General features: G+C 55.6%; 9 protein-coding genes and 1 riboswitch. Of the genes, 8 read left to right on the top strand and 1 reads right to left on the bottom strand.

All coding sequences use genetic code 11. The features are described from left to right. Positions 1-318 precede the first annotated feature (318 nt). The 8 genes from ygfK (at position 319) to GTO91_RS09980 (ending at position 11,418) form a co-directional block, all read left to right on the top strand. Positions 319-3,486 (top strand): putative selenate reductase subunit YgfK, encoded by a 3,168-nt coding sequence (gene ygfK, locus GTO91_RS10015; protein WP_161258575.1) that lies wholly within the window; start codon positions 319-321, stop codon positions 3,484-3,486. Between the two features lie 169 nt (positions 3,487-3,655). Continuing rightward, positions 3,656-4,987: a putative aminohydrolase SsnA gene (ssnA, locus tag GTO91_RS10010; RefSeq protein WP_161258573.1), complete on the top strand. Its 1,332-nt coding sequence runs from the start codon at positions 3,656-3,658 to the stop codon at positions 4,985-4,987. A 281-nt stretch (positions 4,988-5,268) separates the two neighbouring features. Next, positions 5,269-5,898: a gamma carbonic anhydrase family protein gene (locus GTO91_RS10005; RefSeq protein ID WP_170294187.1), complete on the top strand. Its 630-nt coding sequence runs from the start codon at positions 5,269-5,271 to the stop codon at positions 5,896-5,898. A gap of 269 nt (positions 5,899-6,167) precedes the next feature. Then, positions 6,168-6,974: a hypothetical protein gene (locus GTO91_RS10000; RefSeq protein ID WP_161258572.1), complete on the top strand. Its 807-nt coding sequence runs from the start codon at positions 6,168-6,170 to the stop codon at positions 6,972-6,974. Between the two features lie 202 nt (positions 6,975-7,176). Continuing rightward, positions 7,177-7,833 carry an acetate uptake transporter gene (locus GTO91_RS09995; RefSeq protein ID WP_161258570.1) on the top strand — a complete coding sequence of 219 codons (657 nt, stop codon included), beginning with the start codon at positions 7,177-7,179 and terminating at the stop codon, positions 7,831-7,833. 451 nt (positions 7,834-8,284) lie between these two features. Further along, the gene (locus tag GTO91_RS09990; protein ID WP_161258569.1) at positions 8,285-8,590 is read left to right on the top strand and encodes a zinc-ribbon domain containing protein; all 306 of its coding nucleotides are present in this window, start codon (positions 8,285-8,287) and stop codon (positions 8,588-8,590) included. 88 nt (positions 8,591-8,678) lie between these two features. Further along, a complete protein-coding gene (locus GTO91_RS09985) occupies positions 8,679-10,292 on the top strand; it encodes an ABC-F family ATP-binding cassette domain-containing protein (protein WP_161258568.1) in 1,614 nt (537 codons plus the stop codon). Positions 10,293-10,755: 463 nt separating this feature from the next. Further along, positions 10,756-11,418, top strand: coding sequence for an acetate uptake transporter (locus GTO91_RS09980; RefSeq protein ID WP_161258567.1), 663 nt, complete (start codon positions 10,756-10,758; stop codon positions 11,416-11,418). Between the two features lie 199 nt (positions 11,419-11,617). Here the strand turns inward: GTO91_RS09980 and GTO91_RS09975 are convergent, their stop codons facing one another. Next, positions 11,618-13,453 (bottom strand): APC family permease, encoded by a 1,836-nt coding sequence (locus GTO91_RS09975; protein ID WP_328793774.1) that lies wholly within the window; start codon positions 13,451-13,453, stop codon positions 11,618-11,620. 124 nt (positions 13,454-13,577) lie between these two features. Then, positions 13,578-13,715: riboswitch (cyclic di-AMP (ydaO/yuaA leader) on the bottom strand. Positions 13,716-13,728 lie beyond the last annotated feature (13 nt).

The following is a 13,728-nucleotide window of genomic DNA, read 5'->3' as shown; positions in this document are numbered from 1 at the left end:
ATTGCCTGTTCAGCGGCCATCTGCGAACCTGCAATCACGAGCACGATGAATTATCCCTATCTATTAGACCTGGAGGCCCTTTTTTCCTGCACTGGTTCCCACAATCCGCAGCAATCCCATGTATCCGTGATCTCTCGCAAAGGGGGCGATCTTTCTTGCTTACGAATCAAAGATCCATGCAAAAAACGCGCCAACGGCATACTTGAAAAAAGGATTTCTCTTTTTTCATTTGCGCCTGTCGCCGGAGTCGATGATCTTGGTATAATTTTTGCATACATAAATAGATCATTGGCGCAAATTTTGAAGGAGGGAATCCCCTTGGGCGACATCATGCGACCGATTCCGTTTACAGAACTGGTTTGCCGAGCCTTCGAAGAATACGCGGCAGATCGTTCCGTCTTTGCGTTGCCGGAAGCCCACTTTTTCCGTAAAAGCGGGAATCAGCAAATTCGTCTCTTCGGGGAAGCCTGTGAGACCCCCTTGGGACCGGCGGCCGGGCCGCATACCCAGTTGGCCCAGAATATCGCCACATCCTACCTGGCCGGCAGCCGTTTCATCGAATTGAAAACGGTGCAGGAAAAAGAGCCGCCCGTCGACAAGCCCTGCATCGACGCCGAAGACGAGGGGTTCAATACGGAGTGGTCCTCCGAGTACACCGTCGAAAAGGCGTACGCCGAATATATCAAAGCCTGGGTTTTGTTGCATCTGATCGAAGAAGTGTTCGAACTGCGGATCGGGAAAGAGCGCTCTTTCATCTTCAACATGAGTGTCGGTTACAATCTGGCCGGTATCCAATCGCCGCGCATGGACGCTTACATAAATGGCTTGATGGATGCCTCCTGCCATCCCGTTTTCACGGAAACGCTCAAGGCTCTGTCCGATTTGCTGAAAGAAGGATCTTTCCTAAACGGCACCGGCCTGGAACACCGCCTCCCGGCGCTGCAATCGCTGCCGGAGCGGATCTCCCCGCAGATCTGCAAGTCGGTCACCCTCTCGACGATGCACGGTTGCCCGCCGGAAGAGATCGAAAAGATCTGCGCCTATATGCTGACGGAGAAAAAACTGGAGACCTATGTCAAGTTAAACCCCACACTGCTCACCTATCCTGTCGTCCGGACCATCCTGGACACCCTCGGCTTCGATTATGTCGCTCTCTCCCCGGCATCCTTCGACCATGACCTGCAATACAAAGACGCCATCCCCATGTTGAAGCGGCTGAAAGCCCTGGCCGCCGCCCATGGTCGCTTCTTCGGCGTCAAGCTGACGAACACCCTCGGTTCTGTCAACTTCAAGAACAGCCTTCCCGGCGGCGAGATGTACATGTCCGGCCGGGCGCTCTTTCCGCTCTCGATCAACCTAGCCGCCAAAATCTGCGACGAATTTGCTGGGGAATTGCCCATCTCCTTCTCCGCCGGGATCAGCGAGCATAACGTGGCGGAGGTCTTCGCCACCGGCATCCGCCCGATCACGGCGGCGACGGAGTTGCTCAAGCCGGGCGGTTACGCCCGCATGAGCGCTATGGCCGCCAAGCTTGAGGCCCTCGAAGGCTGGGAGCAGCCCAAGATCGACACCGCGAAGGTGGCAGCCCTCGCGGCCAAAGCCCTGGACGCAGATTTCTTCAAAAAGAGCTTCCGCGGCGACGCGAAGGCATCAGTGCCCTCTGAACTGCCCCTCTTCGACTGCGCCGAGGCCCCCTGCCAAGCGGCCTGCCCGATCCACCAGGACATCCCCGCCTATATCCGCCTCGTGGGGCAGCGACGCTACGCCGAGGCGCTGGCGCTGATCTACGAGAAGAATGCCCTGCCGTCGATCACCGGCCACATCTGCGACCATGCCTGCCAGTACCACTGCACCCGCCTGGACTATGAGGGCTGTGTGCTGATCCGGGAAATGAAACGGATCGCTGTGAAAAAAGGCTTTGCCGAATATAAGAAAAAATGGGTTGCCCCGACAAAGCGGCAGGCGGCCAAGGTGGCCGTCATGGGCGCCGGCCCCGCCGGATTGGCCTCGGCCTACTTCTTAGCCCGGGAAGGTTTCGACGTGACCGTCTATGAACGGCGCGAATCAGCCGGCGGGACCGTGCGCCACGTCATCCCGCGCTTTCGCATCAGCGACGAGGCGATCGACGCCGATGTCCGCTTCATCGAAGAACATGGCGTCAAGTTTGTCTTCAACGCCTCGCCTTCGCTAACACCCGCTTCGCTGCAATCGATGGGCTATACCTATGTCGTCGTGGCCGTCGGCGCCGGGGCGGAAAAGGAGTTCCCCATCCGTGGGGTTTCGGCTAGCCTGCCCCTGATGATGTCCGCCCTCGCTTTCCTGGAGCAGTTCAACCGTGACTCCGTATCGTTGAACCTAGGCAAGCAGGTGGCTGTCGTCGGCGCCGGCAACACGGCCATGGACGCCGCCCGCACGGCCTTAAAGCTTCCCGGCGTGGAAAAGGCGACTGTCATCTACCGGCGGACGGAAAAAGAGATGCCGGCCTACCGGGAGGAATACGAACTCGCCCTGGCCGACGGCGTGGAATTCCTTTTCTTAATGAACCCGGAGGGCGTTGACAGCGACGGCAAGCTCCTCTGCCGGGTGATGAAGCTCGGCGCCCCTGACGCCAGCGGCCGGCGTCGCCCTGAAAAAACAGACGAGGTACGGGCGCTCTCGGTGGATACGCTGATCACCGCCATCGGGGAAACGGTGGATATGGGCTTACTCGCACAGTTGGGTCTGGTTGAAGCAGCAACCGGCGCGGCGCAAACGAACAAGGCCACCTGCGCCACAGCCCTGGGCGGCGTCTACCTCGTGGGCGACGCTTCGCGGGGCCCCTCCTCCATCGTCAAATGCATCGCAGACGGTCGTAAGGCTGCCGACGCCATCTGCCGGGCGGAAGATCCCGCCTGGAAACGCGCAATCCTTACCCCCTCCCCTGTTGATGATGAGACCGTCAAAACGATCACCGCCAAAAAACAGGGCCTCATCGCCCAATCGGATGTGCCGGTCGAAGCCGGCCCCGAGGTGGATCCCGCCGTGGGTGACACGGAATATCGCCGTTGTCTCGAATGCAGCAGCGTCTGCAATAAGTGTGTCGAGGTCTGCCCAAACCGGGCCAACATCGCCGTGGCGATTGGAGGCACCGATCTTGGTTCCGCAATAGGATTCCGCAACCGCTTTCAGATCGTTCACCTAGACGCCTACTGCAACGAATGCGGCAACTGCGCCACCTTCTGTCCCTGGGACGGTCGGCCCTATACGGACAAACCGACCCTCTTCAGCCTGCGGCAGGATTTTGAGACCAGTCGCAACCCCGGTTTCTTCGTGGAAAACGATACCGTCTATGTACGGGTAAAGGATGCGGTGCGTACTTTCCCCTTGGAAGCGGGCGGCTTCCGGGTTGACGACGGGGATAGCGACGCCACCCTGGACCGCATGGCCGGGATTTTCGCCGCCCTCTATGCGAAACGCACTTCCCTCTTTGGACCCGTTGAACAGTAACCGCAGTGAATCTGTAGCAGTAATGAATCAGCAGCGAAGACCCTTAACCGTTGCGCTGACCTACAACAGTTGCTTTCAGCCAATAGTCGTTTTACATCTTAATTAACATATCACCATTGCACAGCAGCAAAGCGCTGATACAAGCAAGCATGTAAGGAGGACACGACCCGTGATCCTGCTAAAAAACGCCACTATCGTCGAGTTCCAACCGCCGAGCGTGCGGACGGGCATGGACATCTACATCTACGGAACGGAGATCATGGCCGTCGGCTCGAATCTTTCCGGAACCTATGACGCCAAACGGGTTATCGATGTCAAGGGCGCCCTCGTTATGCCCGGCATCGTCTGCAGCCATAATCACTTCTACTCGGGCCTGTCCCGTGGGATCCTGGCCCGCATCAAACCGAGTCCCGACTTCATCTCCGTCTTGAAAAACCTCTGGTGGCGCCTCGACCGGGCCATCGACGAGGAGATCCTCTACTACAGCGGCCTCGTCTGCTCCCTCGAAGCCATCCGCTGCGGCACAACCGCCGTCATCGACCACCACGCCTCGCCCAACTTCATCGGCGGTTCCCTCTCGGTGCTCAAAACCGCTTTTGAAGAGGTGGGCCTCCGGGGCATCACCTGCTATGAGACGACAGACCGCAACAGCGGGCTCAAAGAGGTGGAAGCCGGCGTCGAAGAGAACATCGCCTTCGCCAAACTCTGTGAAAAGGACCGGCAGGCCGGCAACGGCCACTACCTGGTCGAAGCCATGATCGGCGGTCACGCGCCGGTGACGATGCCCGACGAGGCGCTCCGGCTGATGGCCGAAGCGGTCAAGGAGACCGGTCGGGGCATCCACGTCCATGTGGCTGAAGACCGTTACGACGTGTCTCACTCCCACCATCACTACGGAAAGGACATCGTCGCCCGCCTCCACAACTTCGGCCTGATCAACGACAAGGCGCTCCTCGTCCACGGCGTCCACCTCTCTGACGAGGATGTGCGCCTGATCAACGAAAACAACGCCTACCTGGCCCACAACGCCCGTTCCAACATGAACAACAACGTGGGATACAATCACAAGATCCCTCAGTACCAAAACTTCGCCCTCGGCACCGACGGAATCGGCAGCGACATGTTCGAGGAGTTCAAGTTTGCCTTCTTCAAACACCGCGACGCCGGCGGCCCCCTCTGGCCGGACAGCTTCCTCAAATTCCTCTACAACGGCAACGACCTGCTCGAACGCTACTTCGGCGCCCGCTTCGGCAAGGTGGAAAAGGGATATAAGGCCGACCTCACGATCGTCGACTATGACTCGCCTACCCCTTTCGTAGCGGACAACATGGCCGGACACATCGCCTTCGGCATGGATTCGAGGGATGTGAAGACAGTCATCGTCAACGGGAAGATCGTGCTGGAAAACCGGGAGTTTGTGAAGGACGTTCAAACAATCTACGAGAAAGCGAAAATAGCAGCCAATCGGCTCTGGGAGCGGATGGACAGCTTGGCCGATTGAGAAGGGGAACGACACCAGGTTTTTAGACTGGTGTCGTTCTTCGTTTTCTTAACAAGTCGCTATTTATTCTCCTACGCCCCAAAAAGCCTTAAGATGCTATGCTTTGAGCTTCTCGTTATCGGATACTGAACAAAGTCTCGTCGTGTCACCTTGTAAAAAGTCCCCCAAATCATTTTTGAAGGGCGCAAAGGGGTTGCGTCCTTTCGCTGCCTCCGGAGTAGGAATGACGAAAAAATCGGCGAATCAAACATACAGATACCAAACGTGGGAGGCGCATCCTTTTGCTTATCCGACACCGCGATCATGAACCTATTGTAAACCCGACGGCCTATGTCTCCCCCACCTCCACCCTTGTGGGCAAGGTGCTGGTGGGTCCCCACGGGAGAATCCTCTTCGGCGCCATTGTCACTGCCGAAACATCGATGGTAGAAATCGGCGAGTATGCGATCATCAGTGAAAATGCGGTGTTGCGCGGGAATCGCTCCGCTGATACAGACCAACCGGTCCTCATCGGAGACCATGTGTTCATCGGTCCCCATGCTACGCTACTCGGTTGCGCCGTTGCCCCCTGCTCATACATTGCCACCGGCGCGACGGTTCTTCAAGGGGCAAAGATTGGCTCTGGCGCCGTCATCGCCGTTGGCGCCCTTGTCCACGCCAATACAGTGATCCCAGACGGTTACTTTGTTCCGCCATATGCCGTCGCCATCGGCGATCCCGTACAGTTGTACAGCCCCAACCAAAAGGAAGAGATGGCCGAAGCGATCCGGCGTCTTGGTTTCGCCAGAACAGCCTTTGGCATCGAAGGACCCTTCCACGATCGCAAAGCGCTCTATAAATCTGCCACAGAGATACGCTCGCAAGAATACGCCAGTCACTTTCAGGACATCATCTTAGATCCTGTAGACTAAAGCACCCTTCTATATCCTGTCTATATCGTGTCTATATACCGTCTGCATAAAGAAGGATGAAATCTCGCTAAAACCCGGCAAAAAAGGCGCTGGGTTTTTTACTTTTTTTACGCACATTTCCTATTCATCTGTTAATACCCTTTCGATTTTTGACATTACATATGTGATTAAAATAATTTATTGATATATTCAACCTTAGACAGGACTTTCTACAATCTTGTCTAATATCTTAAACAATCGTTAAATTTAGCTTCGGCAGGTGATGATGGATGGGCCTGTTCCCATGGAACAACTACTGGGAAATCACCATTTGGTACGCCCTCTTCGCTGGAGTCTGGCACTACAGCGATCTGTTGGCAGGCAAATTGGTGGAGCAGGGATTCCTGCGACAAAACATTGTCTGGGTACGGCTCTCCGCTCTCTGCATCGGCGCAGGTTTCTTCCCTATCGCCTATCTGGGATCGGAACTGCTGCTGACCCAAGCCGTTCCCAACGCCGTCGCCCGCGCAAACGGCTGGGTGACCTCGGCCACCTTCATGGCCTTCAGCGTCACGCTGCTCTATGCCATGGGCCGCTACGCCACGCTGCGGCGGGACATTCTCCACAAGAAATTTTTGACCGAGTGGGCCTTCGACTACGGCCATCTGCTGAGCGAGCGGACCTGGAACGGTCACTCCATCAGCGAACTGCGCAACCTGAACCAGCAACTGGGCATCGGCCGCATCGTCATCGCTACACTCAACGCTGACGGCATCGTCACCTCCCTGGCGGTTCGCCGAGCGGGCTGGCTGTTTATCAACGACCACGAATTGTTTGCCATCGACTACTGGCTGCGCACAGAAGGCGGGCCGGACGTGGCTATCTGGTACACCGCCGATGAGGAACGCAATCCCCTGGAGGCGGAATACGAGGAGACGCAACGCCTTGTCGGTAGACTGTCCCAAAACAGGACGGATACCCGCTATGTGCTGTTTCACAACGGTCGCCAGATGCAGTGCCTGTATGTTTCCCCATCTGTCACGCCAACGCTGGGGGAGCAGTTGACAGGGCTAGAGGCAGAGTCATCAGGTCTATAACACCCGCCCCAATACCGAAACGAATAAACGACTGGGTTCTGTTTAACCTTTTGACAGAACCCTTTTTTCATTTGCCCTTGCGACTCAGCTTTTTATGTCGCTCACGGTTCAAATCCCCCTTGCCTTGCGCCCCTTTTTCCTTTACAATCAAGCAAGTGTTTGTTTTCACGAACAACATAAAAATCCTGACAGGAGGCTAACGATGTCCACCGAAACCAAGCACGTTGAAGCAAAAATCACCGTTGCCGATCCGACTGCCCTCGGCGTCTTCGGCCTGGCCATGGTCACCTTTGTGGCCTCGACGCAGAAGCTGGGCTGGACCAGCGGCGTCTCCGCTCTCGTTCCCTGGGCCTTCTTCCTCGGCGCCTTTGCTCAGGTGATCGCCGGCATCTTTGACTTCAAAAAGAACAACTACTTCGGCGCCACCGTCCTCACCGCTTACGGCCTCTTCTGGTTCTCTGTCGCCATGTCCTGGGCGATCACCCTCGGCTGGCTGGGCCCCGAATTCAAGGCCGCTTTCAGCAGCGTCCAACTCGGTTGGGGCTTTTTGGGGTACTTCATCTTCTCCCTCTTCATCATGATCGCTTCTTTTGAGACCAACAAGGTCTTCGCCGCCATCCTGGTGTTGATCAACGTGCTGCTCCTGTCCCTCGCCCTGACGGCCTTCCAGGTGATCGACCTCCATGCCGTGGCCGGCTGGTCCGAATTTTCCATCTCCATCCTCGGATTTTACGCTGCCGGCGCCTTCTTCCTGAACAACTTCTTCGGGCGGACCATCCTCCCCCTCGGCGCCCCCCTGGGCCTGATCAAAAAAGGTCCCGCCAATGTGAAGGTCATCAACAGCCGCCGTCCCGCCTAATTAGGAAGCATAATAAATAAGCAATGCGAAAGCCCGGCAGTTTTTGCCGGGCTTCTCTGCACTTCAATTCAAGCCTCTATCCTCTACGCAGCCTTCCCTATTGCTGCATCAGCTAAACTGGGCTATGATACATGCATGTCCGAGAACCAGTGTACAAGCAAACGGGAATAATGCCCACCCCCAGGGAAGTAGAGTGTCGGATTGCGACTTTATCTAACCGCTTCATGGCGGGCTGAAATACAAGAGCGCAAGATTCCTGATCGGAAAAATTTCCTCCCCCTAATTCCTGATTCCTTTGTTGTATTTTTTCCGTTTTCAGGTTATACTAGGAACTGCTCGTAACCATTAGGAGCAGACGATATCCCCTTCCTCGATAGCCTCCGGCTCGGGAAGTCAAGGAGTTCTGTCGCTTCCCTAGCGCCGGGCAAAAAATATCGAGGAGGATTTTCTCATGTTTCAAGACAAGTACCTGACCTGCAAAGACTGCGGCTCCGAATTTGCTTTCACCGCGTCGGAACAAGAGTTCTTCGCTGAAAAAGGTTTCACCAACGAACCTGGCCGTTGCCCTTCCTGCCGCGCCGCCCGTCGTGGCCAGCAGCGCAACAACAACAGCGGCTTTGGCCGTCGTGAAGAGCGCCAGATGTTCCCCGCTGTTTGCTCCGGCTGCGGCGTCGAAACCACCGTTCCCTTCCAGCCCCGCGGCGACAAGCCGGTTTACTGCCGGGACTGCTTCAGCTCCCGTCGTTCCAACTGGTAAGCCATCGGCACTACGCAACTCCCCAGGCTTTGCCTGGGGAGTTTTTTGCGGTGTACACCCAATAAACGAAAAAGGTTAGGTGTCCGAAATGATCAGTACACAGAACCTCACATTGCGTTTCGGCAAGCGCGCCTTGTTCGAAGACGTCAACATCAAATTTACGCCCGGCAACACCTATGGCCTCATCGGGGCCAACGGCGCCGGCAAGTCCACCTTCCTGAAGATCCTCTCCGGTGAGCTTGAGCCTTCGAGCGGTGAAGTGGTCGTCACCCCCGGCGAGCGCATCGCCGTGTTGAAACAGAACCACTTCGAGTTTGACGAGTACGACGTCATCAAGACAGTGATCATGGGCCATGCCCGCCTCTATGAAGTGATGGAGGAAAAAGACGCCATCTACGCAAAAGCCGATTTCACTGAGGAAGACGGCATGCGCGCCGCCGAACTGGAAGGCGAGTTTGCTGAAATGAACGGCTGGGACGCCGAATCGGAAGCCGCCAGCCTGCTCACCGGTCTGGGCGTCCCGAACGAACTGCATGACAGACAGATGAAGGAACTGGAAGCCAACGCCAAGCTGCGGGTCCTCCTCGCCCAGGCGCTCTTCGGCAACCCCCACATCCTCCTCCTTGACGAACCGACGAACCACCTGGACCTCGACTCCATCGGCTGGCTGGAAAACTTCCTGGCCGAGTACAAGGGCATCGTCATCGTCGTCTCCCACGACCGGCACTTCTTGAACCAGGTTTGCACCCACATCGCTGACATCGACTTCGGCAAGATCCAACTCTATGTGGGCAACTACGACTTCTGGTACGAGTCGAGCCAGTTGGCTCTGCAGATGGCCCGCAACGCCAACAAGAAGAAGGAAGAGAAGATCAAGGAACTGGAGCAGTTCATCCGCCGCTTCAGCGCCAACGCTTCCAAGTCCAAACAGGCCACGTCGCGGAAAAAGCTGCTCGACAAGATCACCCTCGACGACATCAAGCCGTCGAACCGTAAATACCCTTACATCGTCTTCAAACCGGACCGGGAAGCCGGCAACGACCTGATCACCGTCTCGGGACTGACGAAGACGATCGACGGCGAAAAAGTCCTCAACAACGTCTCCTTCACTATCAACAAGGGAGACAAGATCGCCTTCGTCGGCGCCAACGGTCTGGCCAAGACAACCCTCTTCCAGATCCTCATGGGCGAGTTGGAAGCCGACAGCGGCGAGTTCAAGTGGGGCATCACCACCTCCCAGGCCTACTTCCCCAAGGATAACTCGGCCTACTTCACCGACGGCGATCTGAACCTGATCGACTGGCTGCGCCAGTACTCGAAAGATCAGGACGAAGGGTTTGTTCGGGGCTTCCTCGGCCGCATGCTCTTCTCTGGCGACGAGACGTTGAAAAAAGTCTCCGTCCTCTCCGGCGGCGAGAAGGTGCGCTGCATGCTCTCACGGATGATGCTCAGCGGCGCCAACGTGCTGATCATGGACGAGCCGACGAACCACCTGGACCTGGAATCGATTACCGCCTTGAACAACGGCCTGATGAGCTTCGAGGGGACTTTGCTTTTCGTCTCCCAGGACCACCAGTTCACCCAGACCATCGCCAACCGCGTCATTGAACTGACCCCCGATGGTCTCATCGACAAGCTGATGACCTTCGACGAGTACCTGGAGTACCAGGCGTCGCAGAAGGATGTCCAGGGCGCTGTATAATGATTCATTAGGCGCGCTGTGAATTAGAAAAAACACCGCGTTCAGGTCTACAACCTGAACGCGGTGTTTTTTCTTCAATCTATGGGCAGCCCCGTGAGGAACGAGTGCTTTTCACTACAGCCGCCGCTCATGTACATCTACTTATCACCCATTCCCTTAACAGACGAAGAAACCTGCTTTTTCGTATTCCTCTTCCCAAAAAGAGGATGCTTTTTTTCCGGGATACCCTGTCTCGTCAGATAAACAACAACCGCGTAAAATTGTTCGCATATTTGCACAATTCAGACTTGTCTTTTTCCAGGATTCCAATTAAAATAGGTAGTACTTGCGACATAAGGAGGTCGAGAGTCAAGCAGTTCCACATCATGTATGAGACTCATGTCTACAAAAATTACGGTGTACTCTAAAGAATCAGAAAATTGTCCCAATACGCAATTTTTGCAGTTTTTAGGAGGCAGATCCATTGTCGAACGAAGCGAAATCCATTGAGACGAAAATCACTGTTGCCGATCCGACCGCCCTTGGCGTCTTCGGCCTCGCCATGGTCACGCTGGTCGCATCAAGCCAGAAGCTCGGCTGGACCACTGGCGTCTCCGGCATCTTCCCCTGGGCCATCTTCCTCGGCGCCTTGGCCCAGTTTATTGCCGGCATGTATGATTTCAAAAAGAACAACTACTTCGGCGCCACAGTCTTGACGTCCTACGGTTTGTTCTGGTTTGGCGTCGCCACCTCCTGGGCCATCACCCTCGGTTGGATGGGGCCTGAGTTTAAGGCTTCCTTCAGCGGCGTTCAACTCGGTTGGGCCTTCCTCGGCTACGGTATTTTTTCCTTCTTCATCATGATCGCTTCTTTTGAAACCAACAAGGTCTTTGCAGCGATCCTGGTGCTGATCAACGTGCTGTTCGCTTCGCTCACCTTGACGGCCTTCCAACTTGTCGACCTTCACCTGGTCGCCGGTTGGTCCGAATTCGCGATCTCCATGCTCGGTTTTTACGGCTGCGGCGCCATCTTCCTGAACACCTTCTTCGGCCGCGTCGTCCTTCCCATTGGCGCGCCCCTCGGCCTGATCCGAAAAGGACCGGCTATCACCGAAGCCGCCCGGCAGAAAACACGCCAGGCCAGCTAAAAGGTTCTCGGCGCAGGGCGCCCCTCCTCCCCACTTCCGACCAAAACTGCCAACCCCCTTTACACTGGCGGTGAGATGCGGGTGGACATGCGGTTGCCCTAACGCAAGCTGCACTGACTCCGGATTGGGACCCTCGATAGTATGGAATACTTAGCCCCCTTTTACTGCGTTGCAAAAGGGGCCTTTTTTCGTGGCTCATTTACTTGATTAACTTGAAGGGTACTGTGGACACAACGACATCCCTGTACAGCAAAAGGACCGTTCGCAACATCCAGCCTGTTTGGTTATGAAGGACGCGATGCCACCATGCTTTCGTTTCAAACTCAGGAATCAGTATGGTGATGAAATCCTGGGGATTGCCTTTATGCTTTATCCGATCGATATACCGCACAAGCGGCGTGATGATCGTTCGGTAGGGCGATTCGATGGTCCTCAATTCAACACCCGGTTTCCACCGTTCCCAACGCTCCAGCACCTTTTCCGTCTGGGCGGCGTCTGTCCCGATATAGACGGCATGCACCTCCGCCTTGAGGATCTTCGCATACTCGATCGTGTTCTGCACCACCCGGTTGACACCGGCAATCGGGACGATCACGATGTGTTTTCGCTCCGGCTCCGGTTTGCCGATTTTCACCCATTCCATGCCCAGTTGGTCGCTGACGGCGAGATAGTGATTCTTGATCTTCTTAAAGACATAGATGGCCGCAGGGATGAAAACGAGGATTATCCATGCCCCATGGATGAACTTCGACACAGCGATTACGATGACGACGATGCCGGTAATGAACGCCCCGATGCCATTGATCGCCGCTCGGCTCCGCCAACCAGAGCTTCTGTCTTTTTGCCAGTGAATAACCATCCCGCTTTGGGCGATGGTGAACGACAAGAAAACACCGATGGCGTATAGGGAGATCAGGTGCTCTGTATTGCCGTGGTAGAGAACGATGAGCACAGCCGCCGCGAGGGTAAGGAAGATAATCCCGTTGGTGAAAGCCAGCCGGTCACCTCGGGCCGACAGGTATCGAGGCATATATCCGTCGATGGCGAGCAGGGACAACAGGGGCGGGAGACCGTTGTAGGCCGTATTCGCCGCCAGGTAGAGGATAATCATGGTCGTAAACTGGATGTAGTAATAGGCCCAGCTTCGGCCCACCGTCAACTCGGCGATTTGCGAGAGACCGGTTACATTCTCCATCGGTAAGATGTGAAAATGCATCATAAGAAAAGAGATCCCCGCAAACATGATTCCCAGGATTAGAGACATCGCATAGGTCGTGACCCTCGCGTTCTCCGCCTCCGGTTCTCTAAAGTTAGGCACCCCGTTGGAAATCGCCTCGATCCCGGTCATGGAGCTACAGCCATTGGAAAATGCCCGCAATAGGACGAACAACATGCCTGCCGTCCATTGTTTTCCTAAGGATTCGGGAGGCAGCACCGGATGGGTGCCCGTGACGGCATGATAGACACCCGTGACGATAAGCGCGGCAATGCCGAAGATAAAGGCGTAAGTGGGATAGACGAAGGCATTGGCTGATTCCCGGACGCCTCGCAAGTTGATGATCATCAAGATACCAAAGAGGACAAAGAGATCGATGCCAAGCCGAATCGGATTCAACTGAGGGAAGGCCGACACCAGGGCATCGGTGCCGGACGATATCGAAACGGCGACGGTGAGACAGTAGTCGGCGATCAACGAACCTGCCGCGATCAAGGCGGGGATTTCACCTAGGTTTCCTTTTGCTACCGAATAGGAACCGCCGCCGCCTGGGTTAGCCCGCGCCACCTGGACATAGGATAGGGTGACGACGGCCAACAACAGTAGGATGCCGATAGAGACATACGGCACGAAACCGTAGGTCAATGCGCTGGCTGCGGTGAGCGCCAAAATCACTTGTTCGGGACCATAGGCAATCGATGAAAGGGCATCGGAGGAGAAGATGGGCAAGGCCTTCCAATTGGGCAATTTTTCATGGGATAACTCCCGGTTGTGCAAGGGTCTTCCGAACAAGAGCCGTTTTAGGGATCGCTGAACCACGGAAGTTTCCTCCCCCATATTGTTAAGACGGGTCGCAAAAGCTGAGACTAGTTTATTCCAAAACATAAAAGGCAACCCGAATGCTGGCTGCCTTAACGCAGGCTATTTCACGGAAATAACTCTACTGATGCGTCTCAACAGCCTACGAGGTTAGCTGACGGGCAGGACGGTGAGCACATCCTTCTTTCTTGACGAGAGATATTAGCCCCATAAAAACGGTTCCCCCGCTTTCGACTCAGTCGAAACTCGGCCTTATTTAACTGAATGAAGTATAG

This window comes from Heliomicrobium undosum (assembly GCF_009877425.1).
GTDB classification, from domain to species: domain Bacteria; phylum Bacillota; class Desulfitobacteriia; order Heliobacteriales; family Heliobacteriaceae; genus Heliomicrobium; species Heliomicrobium undosum.
This window is presented reverse-complemented; position numbering and strand designations above follow the sequence as displayed.

Excerpts from the sequence above, each read along its gene's own strand:
- GTO91_RS09990 (WP_161258569.1), top strand. The coding sequence starts at position 8,285 with ATGTTTCAAGACAAGTACCTGACCTGCAAAGACTGCGGCTCCGAATTT.
- GTO91_RS09985 (WP_161258568.1), top strand. The coding sequence starts at position 8,679 with ATGATCAGTACACAGAACCTCACATTGCGTTTCGGCAAGCGCGCCTTG.
- GTO91_RS10000 (WP_161258572.1), top strand. The coding sequence starts at position 6,168 with ATGGGCCTGTTCCCATGGAACAACTACTGGGAAATCACCATTTGGTAC.
- GTO91_RS09995 (WP_161258570.1), top strand. The coding sequence starts at position 7,177 with ATGTCCACCGAAACCAAGCACGTTGAAGCAAAAATCACCGTTGCCGAT.